Annotated in this window: 14 protein-coding genes; 8 read left to right on the top strand and 6 right to left on the bottom strand. The window is 75.5% G+C overall.

The genetic code is table 11. The annotated features are described in order from the left end of the window. Positions 1-150: 150 nt before the first annotated feature. Both ACZ7C5_RS28505 and ACZ7C5_RS28500 read right to left on the bottom strand, forming a co-directional pair. On the bottom strand, positions 151-1,587 hold the full coding sequence (locus tag ACZ7C5_RS28505) for a TolB family protein (RefSeq protein ID WP_470323722.1): 1,437 nt from the start codon (positions 1,585-1,587) through the stop codon (positions 151-153). A 177-nt stretch (positions 1,588-1,764) separates the two neighbouring features. Further along, complete coding sequence (locus tag ACZ7C5_RS28500; RefSeq protein ID WP_470323721.1) at positions 1,765-3,240, bottom strand: TolB family protein; 1,476 nt, start codon at positions 3,238-3,240, stop codon at positions 1,765-1,767. 255 nt (positions 3,241-3,495) lie between these two features. Between ACZ7C5_RS28500 and ACZ7C5_RS28495 the strand changes: the two genes are divergently transcribed. Next, positions 3,496-4,407: a LysR family transcriptional regulator gene (locus tag ACZ7C5_RS28495; RefSeq protein WP_188297988.1), complete on the top strand. Its 912-nt coding sequence runs from the start codon at positions 3,496-3,498 to the stop codon at positions 4,405-4,407. Positions 4,408-4,435: 28 nt separating this feature from the next. On the opposite strand, the gene ACZ7C5_RS28490 is transcribed toward ACZ7C5_RS28495, so the two are convergent. Then, a complete protein-coding gene (locus ACZ7C5_RS28490) occupies positions 4,436-5,452 on the bottom strand; it encodes a glycoside hydrolase family protein (RefSeq protein ID WP_401090147.1) in 1,017 nt (338 codons plus the stop codon). Between the two features lie 349 nt (positions 5,453-5,801). On the opposite strand from ACZ7C5_RS28490, the gene ACZ7C5_RS28485 reads away from it, so the two are divergent. The 7 genes from ACZ7C5_RS28485 to ACZ7C5_RS28455 all read left to right on the top strand — a co-directional run bounded on the left by ACZ7C5_RS28485 (position 5,802) and on the right by ACZ7C5_RS28455 (position 15,615). After that, the gene (locus ACZ7C5_RS28485; RefSeq protein ID WP_401090149.1) at positions 5,802-7,370 is read left to right on the top strand and encodes a DUF3604 domain-containing protein; all 1,569 of its coding nucleotides are present in this window, start codon (positions 5,802-5,804) and stop codon (positions 7,368-7,370) included. 67 nt (positions 7,371-7,437) lie between these two features. Further along, positions 7,438-8,229, top strand: a complete 792-nt coding sequence (locus ACZ7C5_RS28480; RefSeq protein WP_401090151.1) for a polysaccharide lyase family 20 protein — start codon at positions 7,438-7,440, stop codon at positions 8,227-8,229. Between the two features lie 49 nt (positions 8,230-8,278). Continuing rightward, complete coding sequence (locus tag ACZ7C5_RS28475) at positions 8,279-9,841, top strand: ABC transporter substrate-binding protein (RefSeq protein WP_470323720.1); 1,563 nt, start codon at positions 8,279-8,281, stop codon at positions 9,839-9,841. 83 nt (positions 9,842-9,924) lie between these two features. Continuing rightward, a complete protein-coding gene (locus ACZ7C5_RS28470; RefSeq protein ID WP_188297993.1) occupies positions 9,925-10,884 on the top strand; it encodes an ABC transporter permease in 960 nt (319 codons plus the stop codon). Beyond that, positions 10,881-11,729, top strand: coding sequence for an ABC transporter permease (locus ACZ7C5_RS28465; protein WP_470323719.1), 849 nt, complete (start codon positions 10,881-10,883; stop codon positions 11,727-11,729). The genes ACZ7C5_RS28470 and ACZ7C5_RS28465 overlap by 4 nt, the downstream gene beginning before the upstream one ends. Further along, the gene (locus tag ACZ7C5_RS28460) at positions 11,726-13,588 is read left to right on the top strand and encodes a dipeptide ABC transporter ATP-binding protein (protein ID WP_470323718.1); all 1,863 of its coding nucleotides are present in this window, start codon (positions 11,726-11,728) and stop codon (positions 13,586-13,588) included. The genes ACZ7C5_RS28465 and ACZ7C5_RS28460 overlap by 4 nt, the downstream gene beginning before the upstream one ends. A 17-nt stretch (positions 13,589-13,605) precedes the next feature. Then, complete coding sequence (locus ACZ7C5_RS28455; protein ID WP_470323717.1) at positions 13,606-15,615, top strand: NHL repeat-containing protein; 2,010 nt, start codon at positions 13,606-13,608, stop codon at positions 15,613-15,615. Positions 15,616-15,649: 34 nt separating this feature from the next. On the opposite strand, the gene ACZ7C5_RS28450 is transcribed toward ACZ7C5_RS28455, so the two are convergent. The 3 genes from ACZ7C5_RS28450 to ACZ7C5_RS28440 all read right to left on the bottom strand — a co-directional run bounded on the left by ACZ7C5_RS28450 (position 15,650) and on the right by ACZ7C5_RS28440 (position 19,232). Next, on the bottom strand, positions 15,650-16,918 hold the full coding sequence (locus ACZ7C5_RS28450) for a sulfatase family protein (protein ID WP_470323716.1): 1,269 nt from the start codon (positions 16,916-16,918) through the stop codon (positions 15,650-15,652). A 3-nt stretch (positions 16,919-16,921) separates the two neighbouring features. Beyond that, positions 16,922-17,947, bottom strand: a complete 1,026-nt coding sequence (locus ACZ7C5_RS28445) for a hydroxyacid dehydrogenase (protein WP_401090164.1) — start codon at positions 17,945-17,947, stop codon at positions 16,922-16,924. Positions 17,948-18,017: 70 nt separating this feature from the next. Continuing rightward, positions 18,018-19,232, bottom strand: a complete 1,215-nt coding sequence (locus tag ACZ7C5_RS28440) for an ROK family transcriptional regulator (protein ID WP_401090166.1) — start codon at positions 19,230-19,232, stop codon at positions 18,018-18,020. Positions 19,233-19,241 lie beyond the last annotated feature (9 nt).

Below are 19,241 nucleotides of genomic sequence, written 5' to 3'. Positions count from 1 at the left end.
ACGAGCCAAGCGTCGTGAGCGTGTTCGGTCAATGCGTTCCCGGCCGGAAATACGCCACTGTTCGTACCTCCGGCCGAGAACCGTCCGACGAGTGCGTGACTGCGGGGGGAGGCGTCAACGGCCTTTCCCCGCAGGGGAGTCAGGCCGGTGTCACAGGTGGCGCAGGTAGACGTCCAGCAGCGTGTTGGTGTCCTCCGGCACCAGGTTGCCGTCGAGGGCGTCGAAGATCACGGTGCTGCCGGTGGCGTCCACGAACGGGTCGTAGGAAGGGGTGTCGCTCTGCCCGCCGTCCCGGGTGAGGCTGATCCGCTCGACCCGGCCGGTCCACAGGTCGTGCCGGAACAGGTCGGTGGCCTGGTTGGTGTCGCCGGGGACGAGGTTGTCGGCGTAGGAGTCGAAGTAGACCCAGCGGCCGTCGGCCGACATGACGGCGCCGGACGCGGAGCCGTTCGCGAAGGTGTCCGGCAGGCCGGTGTTGATCTTGGTGACCTTGCCGGTGGCCAACTCGTGGATGTACACGTCCAGCCGGACGCTGCCGTGGCCCGGCAGCCCGCTGTTCCGCACGGCGAGGCTGTAGACGGCGTAGCGGCCGTCCGGGCTGATCCGGCCGTAGCGGCTGCCCGCCCGCTGCCCGGTGCCGTCCAGGCTGGCGACGGCGATCCTGCCGGTGTCGGCCTTCCAGACGTAGGAGGAGTAGTAGCGGGGCCCGCTCGCGAGCTCGGGCGACCCGGTGCCCGGCTCGGTGCCGGGGCCGGACCCGGGGTCGGTGGAGCCCGGATCGGCGGATCCCGGGCCGCTGGTGGCGGGGTCGTCCGGGAGCAGGTTCCCGGCTCTGGAGGTGAAGGCGATGGTGGCGCCGTCCGCGCTGATCGACGGCTCGGAGGAGTTGTCGCTCGCGGGATCCCCGTCCGCGCCGACGGTGACCAGCCGGCTGGTGCGGGTCCAGCGGTCGGTGACGTAGATGTTGTTCTTGCCGCGCCGCACGTTCGGGTCGGGGACGAGGTCGGAGCGGTTGGAGACGTAGGCGACGTACCGGCCGTCCCGGCTGATGCTGGGGCTCGTGGCGTTGAACAGGCTCTGGTCGCCGGCGCCGGGCACGCCGCCGGCGGTGACCAGCTCGGTGCGGCCGGTCCAGCGGTCCCGGACGAAGACGTCGCTCTGGTGCGCCGCCTGCCCGGGCAGCACGTTGGTGGCGCTGGTGCTGAAGGCCACGTAGCGGCCGTCGCCGCTGATCGAGGCGTCGGCGGTGGGGGCGTTCAGCCGAGAGCCGTCGGGGGCGACGCTGATCCGCTCGACGTGCCCGTTGCGCAGGTTCCGGACGTAGACCTCGTCGGAGTTCGGCGTACCCGGCTCGGGCAGCAGGTTGGTGGCGGCCGAGCGGAACAGGGCGGAGCGGCCGTCCTCGCTCAGCCCGAGCCCCGACGAGTAGCCGTCGAGCTGCTCGCCCTTGGTGGTCTCGCTGACCCGGGCGGGGTCGCCCTTGGGCGGTTTGGCCTGGGCGGCGGGCATCGCGGCCACGGCCACGGCGGTGGCCAGCAGGACGGCGGCGGTACGGGCGAGCCGTCTGCGGGTGCGTGCGGTGGTCATGGGTCGTCCTCCCCTGGGATCGCCCGGCCGGACTCCCTCCCGGCGGCGGGCTTCCGCAGAGCCAACCGCCGGGAGGGCCGGAGGGTCAACGGCCGGGGGTGATCCGGTTCGGGAAATACGCCAACGGGCGTATGCCGCAAGGGAGTCGGGGAGGCAGGGCGTCGGGGGGCCAAGGCGTCACAGGCGGCGCCGGAAGACGTCCGTGGTGGTGTTCGCGACGTCCGGCACCAGGTTGCCGTCCTCTGCGCTGAACAGCAGCGTGGTGTCGAAGGCGTCGACCTGCGGGAAGAACGCGGACGTGGTGCTCTGCGAGCCGTCCTGGGTGAGGGTGACCCGCTCGGTGCGCCCGGTCGACAGCTCGGTGCGGAAGATGTCGGCCTGCCCGTTGGTGTCGCCCGGCACCAGGTCGGTGACGTCGGAGGTGAAGTACACCCAGCGGTCGGTGAGCGACATCGCCGGGTCGTAGGAGGAGTCCAGGCCGGCGGCGCCGGACAGCGGCTTGCCGACCTTGGTGGACGTGCCGGTGGCCAGCTCACGGACGTAGACGTCCTGGTGGAGGCCGTGCGAGCCGGGCCGGCCGCCCTCCGCGAAGACGGTGTAGAGCGCGTAGCGGCCGGAGGGGCTGACTCGGGCGTCGTTGCCGCTGCCGGTGAGCTCGCCGGCCTCGTCGTAGCTGGCGCCGGTGATCCTTCCGGTCCGGGCGTTCCAGACGTAGTACGGGTAGGCGCGGATGGCGGCCGGCCCGGCGTGGTCGGCGGTGGTCCGGGCGGCCTGCGCGGCCTCGGCGGTGTCGGCTGAGCCGTCGGCGGTGTTGCCGGGGCCGGTGGCCGCGGAGCCGTCGGTGCCGGCCGCGGCCGGGGAGGCGGGCGGGGTCCGGTCGGCCGGGAGCAGGTTGCCGGCCCGCGAGGTGAAGCCGATGACGCTGCCGTCCGCGCTGATCGTCGGACGGTAGGAGTTGTTGTCGGCCGGGGTGCCGTCCGCGCCGGTGCTGACCACCCGGGTGGTGTGGGCCCAGCGGTCGGTGACGAAGACGTTGAACTTGCCGCGGTGCACGCCAGGGGCGAGGTCGGTGCGGTCGGAGGAGTAGGCCACGTAGCGGCCGTCCCAGCTGACGGCGGCGTTGAAGGCGTTGCGGCCGCTCTGGTCGTCGCCCGCGCCCGAGCTGCCGTCGCCCGTGGTGACCAGTTCGGTGCGGCCGGTCCAGCGGTCCCGGACGAAGACGTCGGAGGGGTGCTTCGGCTGCCCGGCCACCACGTTGCCGGCGTAGCTGGAGAACACCACGTACCGGCCGTTGCCGCTGATCGCCGCGTCGTTGCTGCCGGCGTCCAGCGCGGAGCCGTCGGGGGCGACGCTGATCCGCTCGGTGTGGCCGTTGCGCAGGTCCCGGACGTAGACGTCGCCCACGGCCCCGGCCCCGCCCGGCAGCAGGTTGGTCGCGGCCGAGGAGAACAGGGCGTAGCGGCCGTCGCCGCTCAGCCCCAGCGCGAGGGAGGCGCCGTCCAGCGCCTCGCCCTTGGCGCCCTCGCTGACCCGGGCGGTGTCGCCCTTGGGCGGCTTGGCCTGGGCGGCGGGCATCGCGGCGCCGGCCACGGCGGTGGCGAGCAGGACGGCGGCGGTGCGGGCGAGCCGGCGGCGGGTGCGTGCGGTGGTCATGGATCGTCCTCCCCTGGTGACGGTCCCGGGCCCACGGCCCCAGCCGGCCCGGTGGGAAGAGCCAAGCGCCGGCCCCGGCGGGTGGTCAACGACCGGGAACGATCTCGGCCGGAAATACGCCACCGGTCGTAGCTCCGGCCGGAACCGCCGGTGCGCCTGCCCCCGCCCGCCTGCTCAAGCCCGCCGGGCCCGCCCGCCTGCTCAAGCCCGCCGGGCCCGGGCCGGTCCGCCGCGCCGCGCTGGCAGAATTGGACCGTGATCGACGCACGACGGCTGCGGACCCTGCGGGCCGTGGCGGACCACCGCACCGTGACCGCCGCGGCGGCCGCCCTCTACCTGACCCCCTCCGCGGTCTCCCAGCAGCTGGCCGCCCTGGAGCAGGAGACCGGCCACCACCTGCTCGCCCGGGAGGGCCGGGGCGTGCGGCTGACCGCCGCCGGGGAGATCCTGCTCGGCCACGCCGACGTGGTGCTCGCCCAGCTGGAGCGCGCCGAGGCCGACCTCGCCGCGTACAGCGCGGGCGTCTCCGGGGAGGTCACCGTCGCCTCCTTCGCGACCGCGATCGCCTCCGTGCTCGCCCCGGCGGTCGGTCTGCTCGCCGGGCGCGCCCCCGGCGTGCGGCTCAAGGTGCTGGACGCCGAGGGCGACGCCAGCCTGCCGATGGTCCTGGAGGGCCGGGCGGACCTCGCGGTCGCCGTCGAGTACCGGGGCGCCCCACGGGCCGACGACGCCCGGCTGACCAGGGTGGCACTGTACGCCGAGCCCTTCGAGGCCGTGCTGCCGCTCGGTCACCGGCTGGCCGCCGAGTCCGGCCCGCTGGCCGTCGCCGCGCTGGCCGACGAGCCGTGGATCGGGCCGTACCCGGGCAACCCGTGCCACGACGTGGTCCTGCTGGCCTGCGAGCACGCCGGGTTCCAGCCCCGGCTGCTGCACTCCTCGGACGACTTCAGGGCCGTGGTCGCGCTCGCCTCGGCGGGCCTCGGCGTGGCCCTGGTGCCTCGTTCGGCGCTGCGCGGCGTCGACCTCGGGCAGGTCGCGGTGCGCCCGGTGGACAGCGAGCTCGCCACCCGCCGGGTGTTCGCGGCCGTCCGGGCCGGTGCCGACGGGCACCCGCTGATCCGGCCGGTCCTCGACTCGCTCGCCGAGGCGGCCGCCGCGAGCGCCTGACCCGGTTCCGTATGGCTCCGGCGGGCTGTCAGCGGCTACGGGCCGCCGCCGGGCCGCCGTCGGGGCGGACTCCGGCGAACTCGTCCAGCACGGCTACCCGCAGTTCGTGGGCGCCGTCCGGGCGGCTCTGCTCGTAGTACAGGTACCAGCGGCCGCGGGCGGAGACCAGGTCGGCGTACCGGACGTCCAGCCAGGGGCCGTCCGGGGTGAGGCGGTGCCAGGCGCGCAGGTCGGCGGAGGCGGCCAGGCCGCAGCGCTCCTCGTAGTTGCCGGCGGCCTCCGCCGAGCCGTCGTAGAGCGCCAGCCAGCCGCCCTGGCCGTCGGGGAGGACGGTGGTGATCCGGGACTCGTAGCCGTCCCAGGCCCCGGCCGGGCCGACGTCCAGGACCTCGGCGGCGCGGCCCTGCGGGGCGGTGAAGCGCAGCCCTTCGGGGGAGACGGCGAGCGCGGTGGGCTGGACGGTGAGGCCGGTGGTGTGGATGTCGGCGGTGGCGTGGGCGCGGGCCTGCTCCTCGGAGGTGAACGGGCGGGCGCGGGAGACGGTGGAGAACAGGTGGACGCCGGCGCCGGTTTCGAGCAGGTACGGGTCCTTGACGCCCTCGGTGCCGGTGGTCGCGGCGGTGAGCACGGGGGTGCGGGTGGCGAGGTCGAAGGACTCGGGGGCGTCGGCGGTGAGGGCGTCGACGCGCCAGCGGTTGTCGGCCGGGTCGACGTAGCTGAGGTGGAGCAGGTAGCCGTCCGGGCGGCGCAGCAGGGCGAGGCGTTCCATCGAGGGGGAGCCCAGTTCGTCGCTGCGGACGGACCACAGGTCGCGGAAGGCGATGCCGTCGGGGCTCTCGGCGACGGCGCAGCGCCAGCCCCGGTCGGGCCCGCCGGCGGCGCCGCGCGGGCGGCGCTCGCGGTAGGTGAGCAGGAAGCGGTCGTGGTCCGGTTCGTAGCGGACGCTCGGGCAGCCGGCCCAGTAGCCGGGTTCGGGGCGTTCGGGGGCGCGGACGAGGAGGGAGGCGCCGAGGTCGGGTGCGGCGGGCAGGGCGGGGTGCGGCATCGTTCGGCCGTTCTTCGGGAGGGGATGTCGGGTGGGGATGTCGGGAGGTACCTCGGGAGGTATCTCCGGGAGTTTCTATCAGATCGATCAAAAGTCTGAGCCGACCCCGCGGCGCCCTGGCCGCCTCGCTGACCAGGAATCCCCCCTCTCCACCTGCTGGTCTTCTGTGAAGGTCATGTTTCGCCCGATGGCGATCGCACGACACCGCATGGTCGACCCTTGACCCGCCCCCGGAGATCGCGGCTAGCTTCTTCTCATAGTCGATCAAATGCCCTGGGTCGACCGGACCGCCCAGAGTCGCCCGGAGCCCCGACCTCCGCGACCACGACCCGAGGAAGCCCCCGCCCCGATGACCGCCCCCACCACCGACGCGCCCGGCTACGCAGGCCTGGGCCTGTACGTCGGCGACCTCCACAACCACTGCGGCATCAGCTACGGCCACGGGAGCATCGAGGACGCCTACGCCAACGCCCGGCTCCAGCTCGACTTCGCCAGCGTCACCGGCCACGGCTGGTGGCACGACCTGCCCGAGCGCACCCCCGAGCTGGCGAGCCTGGTCGACTACCACACCGAGGGCTTCGCCCGGCTGGCCCGGCTCTGGGACCACGTCCAGGACGTCACCGCCGCCGCCCACGAGGACGGCCGCTTCGTCACCTTCCAGTCCTTCGAGTGGCACAGCCTCGCGTACGGCGACCACTGCGTGTACTTCGACGGCCCGCGCGGCGAGATCATCAGGGCGGCCGACCTGGACGCACTGCGCGCCCGGCTGCGCGGGCTCGCCGCCGAGGGCGTCCGCACCTGGGCGCTGCCGCACCACATCGGCTACGGGCCGGCCCGCCGCGGCATCGACTGGGCCTCCTACACCGAGGAGTTCGCCCCGGTGGTGGAGATGGTGTCGATGCACGGCTGCGCCGAGTCCGACGAGGCGCCGCGCGGCTACCTGCACACCATGGGCCCGCGCGCCGCCGCCGGGACGGCCGTCCACGGCCTGCGCCTGGGCCACCGCTTCGGGCTGATCGGCTCCACCGACCACCACAGCGCCTTCCCCGGCAGCCACGGGCACGGCCGGGTCGCCGTCTGGGCCCCCGAGCTGACCCGCGACGGGATCTGGACGGCCGTCCAGCAGCGCCGCACCTACGCGATCACCGGCGACCGCATCCTGCTCGCCACCTCCGTCAACGGCGCGCCGATGGGCGCCGTGACCGGCTCCGCCGACCGGCGCCGGATCCGGGTGACGGTGCGGGGCAGGGACGCCCTCGACCACGTGGAGGTGCTGCGCAACGGCGTGCCGCTGCACCGGGTCAGCCGCCCCGAACTGCTGGCCGGCGCACGGGCGTCGGACGCCTTCACCGGCACCCTGGGCTTCGCCGTCGGCTGGGGCCGGCGCGGCGAACCGGTGCGGTGGGACGTCACCCTGCGGGTCGAGGGCGGGCGGCTGCTGGACGTCCAGCCCCGCCTGCGCGGCCCGGAGACGGTCGCGCCGGCCGAGGCCGAGCCGGACACCTACCGGCCGTCCCGGTGGGAGCGCGGCGGGCCGGGCGAGGTCCGGCTGTGGACGGTCACCGACGGCAACCCCAACACCGCCACCGACAGCACCCAGGGCTTCTCGCTGCGGATCGAGGGCGACGCCCGCACCCGGCTGGTCGCCGTCGTGAACGGCGTCGAGACGGTCCACGCCGTCGGCGAACTCCTGGAGGGCGCGCGGACCGGCTTCACCGGCGGGTTCGTCTCCGGCGCCTACCGCTTCGACCGGGCCGTGCCCGAGCACGAGACGGCCGCCGACTTCGAGCTGACCGACGAACGCCCGGGCGGCGACGGGGACTTCTACCACGTCCGGGTACGACAGCTGAACGACCAGTGGGCCTGGTCCAGCCCGACCTGGGTGGGACCGGCCGGCTCCTGTCGCCGGGCCGGCTGACCGCGCAACCGGTCAACCGGCCGTCACCCCCGGTCGATCAGCCCCGAACCCGAGAAGGAGAACCACGATGTCCCGCCTCTCCGGCCGCCTCGCCGCCGCCGCGCTCACCGCCGCCCTGGCCGTGACCGCCGCCGCCCCCGCGCACGCCACCTCCGCCCAGGCCGCCCCCGGCGCCCCCGTCACCGCGTCCGTCGACGTCTTCGCCGACGGCTTCGAGTCCGGCACCGTCTCCGCCTGGACCCGCCAGCGCATCGACGGCAACGGCAGCATCACCGTGGCCCCCGCCCCCGCCGGCGGCACCGGCCAGGCCGCCCGCTTCAGCGTGCCGAACGACGGCGCCTCCTACCGCTCCGAGGTCGCCGTCAACTCCCTCGGCTGGGGCAGCTACCGCTTCGCCCTCGCCGACTACCTGCCCGCCGACTGGGTGCCGACCTCCACCGAGACGATCCTCGCCCAGTGGCACGGCTACCCGCTCGCCGACGGCAGCGACACCAAGCCGCCGATCGCCCTGACCGTCAAGGACGGCAGCTGGCGGCTCAAGGTGCACTGGCTGTCCGACCCCAGCACCGTCCAGGAGGCGGTGATCCCGCTCGGCGCCGTGCAGTTCGGGCACTGGAACCAGTGGGCCTTCGACATCACCTGGTCCACCGACACCACCCCCGGCGCCGTCACCGTGTTCCGGGACGGCGTCCAGGTCGGCGCCCACACCGGCCTCAACAACTACCACCAGAACCAGTCGCCGTACTTCAAGACCGGCATCTACCGGGCCAACTGGAACCCGGCCAAGAACATCCCCTACCCGACCGGCGGCCCCGACGTGGTGGCCTGGAGCGACAGCGTCGTCGTGACCAGGTACTGACCCGCGACCACCCACCCCGGAACCCGAGAACCGAAGAGGTAGCACCACCATGAGCGACGCAGCCCGTCCCACCGGCCTGCCCCGAAGAGGCTTCCTCGGCCTGAGCGCCGGAGCGGTCCTGCTGGCGGCGGGCTGCCGCTCGGCCACCGAGGACGCCGCCGGCGGGGCCGCGGCCTCCGCCACCACCACCGCGCCGGACCTCCAGATCGTCTACGGCGCCGCCCCCGACCCCACCCAGCTGCTCCACCGCGGCCCGGACACCCCGGTCTTCGTCAACCTGGTGCTGGACCGGCTGGTCGACCTCGACCCGCAGACCCTCCAGCCGGTGCCCTGGCTCGCCACCGCCTGGGAGTGGAACGCCGACCGGACCAAGCTGGTGCTCAAGCTCCGCGAGGACGTCACCTTCCACGACGGCCGCCCGCTCAGCCCGGACGACGTCGTCTTCTCGCTCACCGGCGCGGCCAAGACCTCCCAGGTCAAGCCGCTGCTGGAACGGCTCGCCGACATCAGGGCGAGCGCCCCGCACGAGGTCACCCTCACCCTCGCCAAGCCCACCAGCAACCTGTTCGACGCGCTCGCCTTCAACCCCGTGGTGGACTCCCGCAGTTACGTGGACGGCAAGGCCGCTGAGAAGGTCAACGGCACCGGGCCGTTCACCTGGCAGGCGTTCAAGGGCGGCAACCAGCTCGACCTGGCCCGCAACGACCACTACTGGCAGAGCGGCCGGCCGCACCTCGAGCGGATCACCGTCCGCTCGGTGACCAGCAGCCAGGCCGCGCTGTCCGCCCTCCAGTCGGGGCAGTCCCACCTGATCGGCGCGGTGCCCGGGCGCGACCTCAAGGTGCTGGCCGGGAACCCGGCCTTCACCGTGCAGTCCGCCAGGTCCTCGTACCAGCAGGCGTTCCTCGGGGTGAACGTCACCAGCAGGCCCTTCGACGACCGCCGGGTGCGCCAGGCCCTCCAGTACGCGGTGGACCGCGACCGCATCGTCGCCCAGGTGTACGGCGGCCACGCCGAGGCGAGCAGCCTGCCCTGGCCCTCCCACACCCCCGGCGTCACCCCCGACCAGGTCACCCGCTACCCGCACGACCCGGAGAAGGCCCGCGGACTACTCAGGGAGGCCGGCGCGGAGGGCACCCGGGTGCCGCTCACCGCCGCGAGCTCGCCGGTCTTCGCCTCCCTCGTGGAACTGGTCAAGTACGACCTGGAACAGGCCGGGTTCGGCGTCGACGTCCAGCTGATGGACAACGCCGCGCTCCAGCCGAAGATCCAGCAGGGCACGCTGGAGGGGCTGTTCATCGCCAACCACGGCATGGTCAGCGTCTCCCCGCTGAGCGGGATCACCGTCTCGGGGCCCCTCCAGGTCGGCCGGAACACCTCGCACGTCACCGACCCCGCCTACGCCGACCTCCAGTCCCGCGCCTTCGCCGCCGCCGACGAGCAGTCCAGGGCCGACGTCAACCACGAACTGTCCGAGTACCTGCTCGCCGAGTCCTTCCACATCACCCTCGCGCACGCCTGGGAGACCTACGCCCTCGCCTCCTCCGTCCGCGGCGTGGCCACCAGCGCGCTCGGCTACCTGCGGCTCGACGACACCCGGCGCACCGCCTGACGCGCCCTCACGAGCGCCGTCCCCGGACGCCCCCCACCGTCCGGGGCCGGCGAACCCGCCGTCCCCACCACCCGGAGCCCCCCGTGCCCTACTGGACCAGAAAGGCGGCCGGAGCGCTGGCCACGCTCTGGCTCGCCTCCGTCGCCGTGTTCCTGCTGCTCCGCCTCGCCCCCGGCGACCCGGTGTCCGCCGCGCTCGGCGCCGAGGCCGACCAGGAGCAGCGCGACCGGCTCGCCGACAGCCTCGGCGTGGACCGGCCGATGCCCGTCCAGTACCTGGGCTGGCTGCACGGGCTGCTCACCGGCGACCCCGGCAGCTCCTTCCACTACCGGGAACCGGTCACCCGCCTGATCGGCCAGAGCGTCGGCAGCACCGTCCAGCTCGCCCTCGCCGCCGGGCTGCTGATGCTGGTCCTCGGCCTGCTGCTGGGCGTCGCCCTGGCCTCCGAGCGCCGCGGGCGCCTGGCCAGGGTGCTCGACCCGCTGGCCACCGCCCTGCTCGCGCTGCCGGTGTACGTCACCGCCGTGCTGTTCGTCCTCGTCTTCGCGGTGCTGCTGCGGCTGCTGCCCGCCGGGGGCGAGCGGGACCTGTTCGCCGCGCCTGACCTCGCCGTCCAGTACCTCGCGCTGCCCGCCGTCGCGCTCGCGCTGCCGGGCTCGGCGGTGCTGGCCCGGCTGCTCGCCACCGAGCTGCGCCGCACCCGTCAGGAGGAGTTCGTGCTGACCGCCGTCGCCAAGGGGGCCTCGCCCCGGCGGGTCCTGGCACGCCACGTGCTGCCCAACAGCCTGGCCCCGTTCTGCGTCGAGTTCGGCCTGCACCTGGGTGAGCTGCTGGGCGGCGCGGTGGTCGCCGAACAGCTCTTCGCCCGGCACGGCCTCGGCCAGCTGCTGCTGGACGCCATCAACCAGCGGGACTACCCCGTCGCCCAGACCCTGATCATGCTCGCCGTCGCGGTCGCCGTCCTCGTGCAGCTCGGCTCGGAGCTGCTCGTCGGCCGGCTCGACCCGCGGATCGCCCGCGCCGGCACCGGGGAGGACCGGTGACCGCCACCACCGCCCCCGCCCGCGGCCGACGGCTGCGCCCGCCCGCGCTCCCGGCCGCGCTGCGCACCCGGCGCGGGCGCACCGGCGCGCTCCTCGTCCTGCTGGTGGTGCTGCTGGGACTGCTCGGCCCGCTGCTGGCCGCGGACCCGTACCGGCAGAGCCAGGACGCCCTGGCCGGACCGTCGGCCGCCCACCTGCTGGGCACCGACGAGGTCGGGCGGGACCTGCTCGCCCGGGCGCTGGCCGGCATCCGCACCGAGCTGCTGGTCTGCCTGCTGGCGGTACCCGCGGCGGCCGTGCTCGGCACCGCGCTGGGCCTGCTCGGCGGCCTGAACCGGCTGCTCGGCGAGGCCGTCCAGCGGCTGTTCGACCTGCTGCTCGGCCTGCACGGGGTGCTGCTCGGACTCGCGCTCGCCCTGCTGGTGCGCCCCGGGACGGGCACCGTGGTGGCCACCATCGTGCTGAGCGCGCTGCCCTCCTTCGGGCGCCAGGCGCGGGCGGCGCTGCTCGGCCAGCTCGCCCGCGACCACGTGGTGGCGGCCCGGGTGCTCGGCGTGCCGCGCGGCCGGATCCTGCGCCGCCACGTGCTGCCGAACGTCGTCGACGCCACGACCGCGCTGCTGGCCGTGGCGATGGCGCACGCGGTCAAGACCGAGGGCGGCCTGAGCGTGCTCGGGCTCGGCATCCAGCCGCCCGCCCCCTCGCTCGGCACGATGATCAACACCGGCTCCAAGTACCTGTTCCTGCACCCGGGTTACGCCCTGACGCCGGTCGTCCTGCTCGGCCTGCTGGTGTTCGGCCTGACCCTGCTCGCCGACTCGTTCAACCGGGAGAGACTGCGGTGACCACGACCGATGCCGTCAAGGCCCCGACCGGTGCCGCACCGGCGACCGGCACGCCGCTGCTGGAGGTGCGCGGCCTGCGCGTCACGGCGGGCGGCGGCGAAGCGGTGCGCGGCGTGGACTTCACCGTGCGGCCCGGCGAGATCCTCGGCCTGGTCGGCGAGTCCGGCTCGGGCAAGACCCTCACCGCGCTGGCCGTCAACCGGATGCTGCCACCGGGCTGCCGCACCACCGGCGGCACCGTCCGGTTCGACGGCACCGACCTGCTCGCCCTGCCCGAGCCCGCCGTGCGCGCGGTGCGCGGGCGGCGCATCGGCATGGTCTTCCAGGACCCGCTGGCCCACCTCAACCCCCGGATGCCGGTCGGCCGCCAGCTCGCCGAGGCCGCCCTGGTGCACGGCGCGAGCCGCCGCGAGGCCCGCGCCCGGGCGCTCGGACTCCTCGACCTGGTCGGCATCGCCGAGTCCGCCCGCCGCTACCGGGACCGGCCGCACGAGTTCTCCGGAGGCATGCGCCAGCGGGTGCTGATCGCCATGGCGATGGCCAACCGCCCGCAGCTGCTGATCGCCGACGAGCCGACCACGGCGCTCGACCCGAGCACCCGGGTGGAGATCCTCGACCTGCTGGTCCGGCTGCGCGACGAGACCGGCACGGCCGTCCTGCTGATCACCCACGACCTCGGCGTGGTGGCCCGCAGCTGCGACACCGTCCAGGTGATGTACGCGGGCCGGATCGTCGAACGCGGCCCCACTACGGGCCTGTTGGCCGGACCCCGGCACCGGTACACCGCCGGGCTGCTGGCCGGCGTGCCCCGGATGGACGGCCCGACCGGCGTGCCGCTCACCGTCATCGGCGGGCGCCCGCCGGCGGCCGGGGAGGCGCCGGGAGGCTGCGCCTTCGCCCCGCGCTGCGCCGCCGCCGAGGCCCGCTGCGCCACCTCGGCGCCGGAGTGGACCGGCACCGGCGCGGCCGGCTTCGCCTGCCATCTCCCGGTGAACCAAGTAGTGGTGACGGAACGTCAGAAGAGCGAGAAGCGACCGGAGGGGCCGGCCGCCGAGCCCGTCCTGGTCGCCGAGGACCTCACCGTCCGCTACGGCCGCCGCCGCCCCCCGGCACTGGACGGCGTGAGCCTGAGCGCCGCGCCCGGCCGGGCGGTCGGGGTGATCGGCGAGTCCGGGTCGGGGAAGTCCACCCTGGCCCGGGCACTGCTCGGGCTGGTGCGCCCGCAGGCCGGGACGGTACGGGTGGACGGCCGCTCCTGGGCCGGGGCCGGCCGCGCCGAGGAGCGCGAGCTGCGGCGCCGGGTGCAGCTCGTCTTCCAGGACCCGTACGCCTCGCTCAGCCCCCGGATGACGGTGCGCGAGGCGCTGGCCGAACCGCTGGTGACCCACGGGCTGCGGGACCGGGACCCGCGCGGGCTGTGCGAGCTGGTCGGCCTGCCGGAGGCGGTGCTCGACGCCAGACCGCACCGGCTCTCCGGCGGCCAGCGCCAACGGGTCGCGATCGCACGGGCCCTGGCCGTCGGCCCGCGGGTGCTGGTCGCCGACGAGCCGACCTCCGCACTGGACGTCTCGGTCCAGGCGCAGATCCTCAACCTCTTCGCCGAACTGCGCGAACGGACCGGCATCGGGCTGGTGTTCATCTCGCACGACCTGGCGCTGGTCCGCCACCTGTGCGACGAGGTACTGGTGCTGCGCCGGGGCCGGGTGGTCGAACGGGCGCCCGCCGCCGAGCTGTTCGCCGCCCCCGCCCACCCGTACACCCGGGAGCTGCTGGCGGCCGCCGGCGCCCCCGGCCCGCTGCCCCTTGCCCCACCCCTCCCCACGACACGCCCCACGCCCCGCCCCACGCCCCGCCCATGACCGGACTCTGGAGCCCCATGCCTGCCGTCAACCCCTCGCGCCGCCGACTCCTGCTCGGCACCGGCGCGGTGGCCGCGCTCTCGGCGCTCGGCCCGACCGCCGCGGCCACCACCGCGGTCACCGCCGCCGGCCCGCCGCCCGGCCCCCGGGTCACCGGACTCGGCCCGGGGAACACCGACTTCCCGCTGATGAGCGCGACCCTGATCGGCGACACCCTGTGGATCGGCTCGCGCAACCTCGCGCCCGCCAGGGTGATCGGCTACCACCTGCCGACCGGCCGGGTCACCACCACCGTCGAGCTGCCGACCGGCAACTTCGTCCAGGGCTCGGCCGCCCACGCCGGCGTGCTCCACCTCGGCGTCACCGACGCCCCCGGCGCGGCCAACCTCTACCGCTACGACGGCACGCTGACCGCGCTCGGCAACGTCCCCGGCGCCGACGTCCGCGACGTGGCGGTCGCGCCCGACGGCACGGTCTACGCGACCGGACGCCAGAAGGACAGGGCCGCCGGCCCCGGCCTGTACGCCTGGGCTCCGGACACCGGCGCCGTCACCGAGGTCGCCTCCCCGGCGCCGAACGCCACCCAGGGCCGCGCCGTCGCCGCCACCGCGACCCACGCCTACCTCGGCGTCGGCAGCAACCTGGCGGGCGGCGGCGGAGCGGCCGGGGCGACCCTGTACGCCGTCGAGCGGGCCACCGGCGCCGTCACCGACATCACCCCGCCCGACCTGCGCGGCGACACGATCATCCGCCGGATCACCGTCCTCGGCGACGACCTGCTGGCGGTGTCCACCGAGGGCGCGCCCGCCCACGTGGCGCTCCTCGACCCGGCGGGCCACCGGGTGCTGCGCGCCTTCGCCGTCCCCGGCACCAAGAGCGTCACCAACTTCCAGCGGCGCGGCGACACCCTCTGGTTCACCTCCACCGAGCACGGCGTGCTGTGGCGCCACGACCTCGCCACCGGCGCCCTGGACCGGCTCGCGGTGCCCGTACCCGACGGCAACTCCTGGGGCCTCGGCCGGCTCGGCGACACCCTGGCCGGGGTCACCGAGGGCGGCACCGTGTGGACCCTGGACCTCGGCACCGGCGCCGTCGCCACCCGGGACCTGGTCGAGGCGGGCGCGCCCGCCGCCGCCCAGCTCGGGATGTCGGTGGCGGCCCGCGCCGGGCGGGTGTACGTCGGCGGCAACGGCTCGGTCGCCCTGCACGACCTGACGGCGCGAACCGTCCGCAAGCTCCCGGTGCCGGGCGAGGCCAAGGACACCGTGGTCCTCGACGACGGCACCCTCTACCTGGCCGTCTACTCCTCGCAGGGCATCTGGCGCTACCGGCCGGGGGCGGACCGGGCGCCCGTGCAGGAGGCCGCGCTGCCCCAGGAGCAGAACCGCCCGCAGGTGATCCGCAGGGACCCGGACAGCGGCCTGCTGCTGCTCGGCGTCCAGGCCGACACCACCGGCGGCGGCTCCTTCGTCACCTACCGCCCCGGCAGCGGCCGGCCGGCCGTGCACACCGACCCGCTCGGCCCCGGGCAGCTGGTCCGCGCCGTGGCCGCCGGGCAGGGGCAGGCGTTCCTCGGCGGCGACAACGCCAGGCCGACCGGCCCGCGCGGCGACCTGGCCGCCTGGGACCCGGTGGCCGGGCGCGAGCTGTGGCGCACCGCGACCGACCTCGGCGCGGGCGTCAGCAGCCTGGCGGTGCACGGGCACACCCTGTACGGCCTGACCGTGAACGGCCGGGCGTTCACCGTCGACCTGCGCGGCTCGCGGCGGCCCGGGTTCGTTCCGACGGTCGGGCGGCGCGCCGACCTGGGCCCGGCGGTCGGCGCCAACCCGCGCCTGCTGGCCCTCGGCGGGGTCCTGTACGGGGTCAGCGAGCGCTCCCTGTTCCGGCTGGACCGCGACACCCTGGCCGCCACCGTGCTGGTCGATCTGGACGCCGAGTGGTACAGCGGCGCCCGGCTGGCCGCGGACGAGCACGGGGTGCTCTACACGCTGCGCGGGCGGGAGCTGATCGCCGTCCGGCCGTAGCTCCCCGGAGCCGACGAGGGGGCCGGCCCCCTCGTCAGCGCCCGGCCCGCGGGACGAAGCGCGCGAACGGGTCGGCGACGCCGGCGCAGTGCCGGGCCAGCAGGTCCCTGAACCGGTCGAGCAGCGCCGCGTGCCGGGCGTCCACCGCGAGGTTGACCAGCTCGCCGGGGTCGGCGGCGAGGTCGAACAGCTGCTCCCGGTGGTCGCCCCAGGCGTAGCAGACGTACTTGTGCCGTCCGGCGCGGACCATCCGTCCCAGGGCGTTGTTGAAGCCGGGGATCTCCCAGCGGGTCTCGACCACCACGCTGGTGTGCGGGCGCGCCGCGCGGACGCTGCGGCCCGGCAGGCCCTCGGGCGCGGCGATGCCGGCCAGGTCGCAGAGCGTCGGGATCAGGTCGAGGCCGACCGCGACCAGCCGTTCGTCGACCGCGCCGGCGGCCACCCCGGGACCGGTGACCACCAGCGGCACCCGTACGCACTCCTCGTACAGCGCCCACTTCTGGTTCCAGCGGTGGGCGCCCGCGCCGTCGCCGTGGTCGGAGCCGAACACCACCACCGTCTCCCTGCCCCGCCCTTCCAGCGCCGCCAGCAGCTGTCCGACGTGCCGGTCCACCCGCTCCACGAGCGCGTAGTAGGCGTGCCGGTAGCGGCGCCAGTCGTCCTCCCGCCACTCGGCCGTCGGATGGGTGTGCGGCTGGGCCTGCCGGGCGAGCCTGGGCAGTGCCGGATCGTACGGCCCGACCGGGAAGTTGGCGGGCAGCGGCGGGAGTTCGGCGACGGGCGGCGCGGGCGGGAGCGGGCCGGTGCGCGGGTCCTGGCCGCGGGCCCACTCGCAGATGCCGTGCGGCTCCAGGAAGGAGGCGACCAGCAGGAACGGCCGCTCGCGCGGGGCGCGGACGAACTCGGCGGCGGCGCGGGCCAGTCCGGCGTCGTCCCCGCCCGCCGGGTGGATCCGGCGGAAGCCCCGGCCCTCGGGCAGGTCGAGCTCCGGCAGGTGCCACTTGCCGCCGTAGCCGCAGTCGTACCCGGCCTCGGTGAACAGCCGTCCGAGCAGCGGGTCCTCGGGGCCGCCGGTGTTGCCGGTGACGCCGACCGTGCTGGGCAGGCGGCCGGTCATCAGGCTGGCCCTGGACGGGGTGCAGAGCGGCTGGGCGCAGTAGGCGTGGGGGTAGCGGGTGCCGGCGGCGGCCAGCGAGTCCATCGCGGGGGTGCGCAGGTACGGGTTGCCCGCGGCGCTCATCGCGTCGGCGGTCTGCTGGTCCGTCAGGACGACCACCACGTCGGGGTTGCGGGGCTTCGGCACGGGTCAGGCCATCCGTTCGTAGGTGTGCGGGTCGAGTGCCCGGCGCAGCGGGGCTCCGCGCAGCCAGCGCTCGAACTCGTCGACCACCAGGTCGCCGAGGCGGCGGCGCTCCAGCCCCCGGCTGCCGGCCAGGTGGGGGGTGACGACCACGTTGGGCAGGGTGAACAGCGGCGAGTCCGGCAGCGGCGGCTCGGGGTCGGTGACGTCGAGCACGGCGAAGAGGTCGGGGCGCTCGGCGAGGACCGCGAGCAGTGCGGGCTCGTCCAGGACGGCTCCGCGCGAGGTGTTGACCAGTGTGGCGCCGGGCTTCATCGACTCCAGCAGCCGCCGCCCGACGAGTCCGCGGGTCTCGGGCAGCAGCGGGGTGTGCACGCTCACCACGTCGGCGGTGGCGAAGAGTTCGTCCGGGCCGACGGCCCGCACCCCGGGCGGCACCGGGGCGTACGGGTCGTGCGCGAGGACCCGCACGTCGTAGCCGCGCAGCATCTCGCAGACCAGCCGGCCGGCCGCGCCGAGCGACAGGACGCCGACGGTGGAGCCGTACCCGCCCGGGGTGCGGGCGGCCGGGACGGCGGCGCGGGCGGCCCTGGCGGCGAGGACGTGGCGCCAGCCGCCCTTGAGCGCGTAGACGATCTGGGCGACGGTGAACTCCGCGACCGGGACGGCGTTGGCGTGCGCGGCGGTGACGATCGGGATGCCCGTGGCCCAGAACGCCTCGCCGGCGATCCGGCGCACCGATCCCGCGGCGTAGAGCACCAGTCGCAGGCGGGGGAGCCCGGCCAGGGCGGCGGCGTCCAGGACCGGGCCGCCCCAGCCGGTGAACAGCACCTCGACGTCGCGCAGTGCCTCCGGTGCGGCGGCCAGCCGTTCGGCGCTCCACACCCCGTGGGGCGAGGCCGGGTCGGCCGTCAGCCCGGCGTGGGCGGCGACCCGGGCGCGGGCCTCCGGGCCGTACACGTCGGGGAAGCGCTCCGGGTCCATCGCGAAGGCGGCGGTGGGCATCCGGTTCTCCTCGGGTCGCTGGCGCACGCGCCGGAACTCTGGCGCACGAGGAGTTTCTATCACAGTGAGAAATAGTGACGAGGGTGGGTCGGCCCGCTCACCGGGTGATGAAGGTCGCCCCGTCCGCGAGCCGGACCGCGGCGGCGGCCGCGCCGACCAGCTCGGTGGTGGTGCTGTGCACGACCACCAGGCGCGGCAGCACCGGCACCCGTCCCTGCAGCCGGCTCTCGATCGCGGCGGGCAGCTCGCCCCCGCTCTCCCAGAACAGCCGCCCGCCGAGGGCGATCAGCTCCGGCGCGAGCACCACGCTCAGGTTGGCGACCAGCAGCGCCAGGTCGTCGGTGAGTTCGCCGATCAGCCGGACCGCCGCCGGATCGCCCTCCCGGCCCAGCCGGAACAGCCCGGCCACCCGCTCCGCCGGGGTGCCGGACACCGTCAGGCCGGCCTCGGTGATCCGCCGGTCCACCGCGTGGTCGCCGATCCCCGCCTGGGTGTCGCCGGTCCGCCCGAGCGGCCGGTCCAGCGCCGCGTGCCCGGACATCAGATGGCCGAGCGCCCCGGCCGCCCCCAGCCGGCCGCGGTGCAGCCGGCCGTCCAGCACGATCCCGGCGCCGACCTCGATGCCCACCACGACGGCCGCCAGGTCGCTCACACCGGCCGCGGCCGGCGACTGCCGCACGGCCAGCGCGACCAGGTTGACGTTGCTCTCGACCGCCACCGGGACGCCGTAGCGCTCCTGGAGCAGCACGCCCAGCCGCAGCCCCGGCCAGTCCAGCGCGGGCGCGAACTCCACCAGCCCGGTGCGGTCCCTGACCACTCCGGGCACGCCGGTGACGAGGGCGCGGGGAGCCCCCGCGTGCCGCCCGGCCCAGTCCCGCAGCCCGTCCACCAGCGCGAGCAGCGGGCCGGTCAGGTCGGCGGACGCGATCTCCCGCGGCCGGTCCGAGCCGGCGAACTCCCAGTGGTGCTCGGCCTCGTGCAGCACCGTGCCGTCCAGGGCGGCCACCACCCCGACGATCCGGCGCGGGCGCACCGCGACCGCCAGCACGGTCTGCGCGCGGGCGTTGTACCGGATCAGCTGCGGCGGCCGGCCGCCACCGGACGGCGCCCGTTCCGTCTCCACCTCCACCAGCCCCTCGGCGCGCAGTACCTCCACCAGCCGGTGCACGGTCGCGGTGCTCAGCCCGCTCTCGGCGGCCAGCCGCTGCCGGGACAGCGTGCCGTGCCGCCGCAGCACCTCCAGCAGGACGGTCTGGTTCACCTGGGCGACGGTCTGCGTCGTGGCGGTGGCGGGGGTGCGGCTCGTGGGCATCGCGCGCTC

The organism is Kitasatospora sp. NPDC036993, assembly GCF_055607525.1.
Note: the sequence above shows the minus strand (reverse complement) of the source record. Positions and strands in the feature narration are given on the sequence as shown.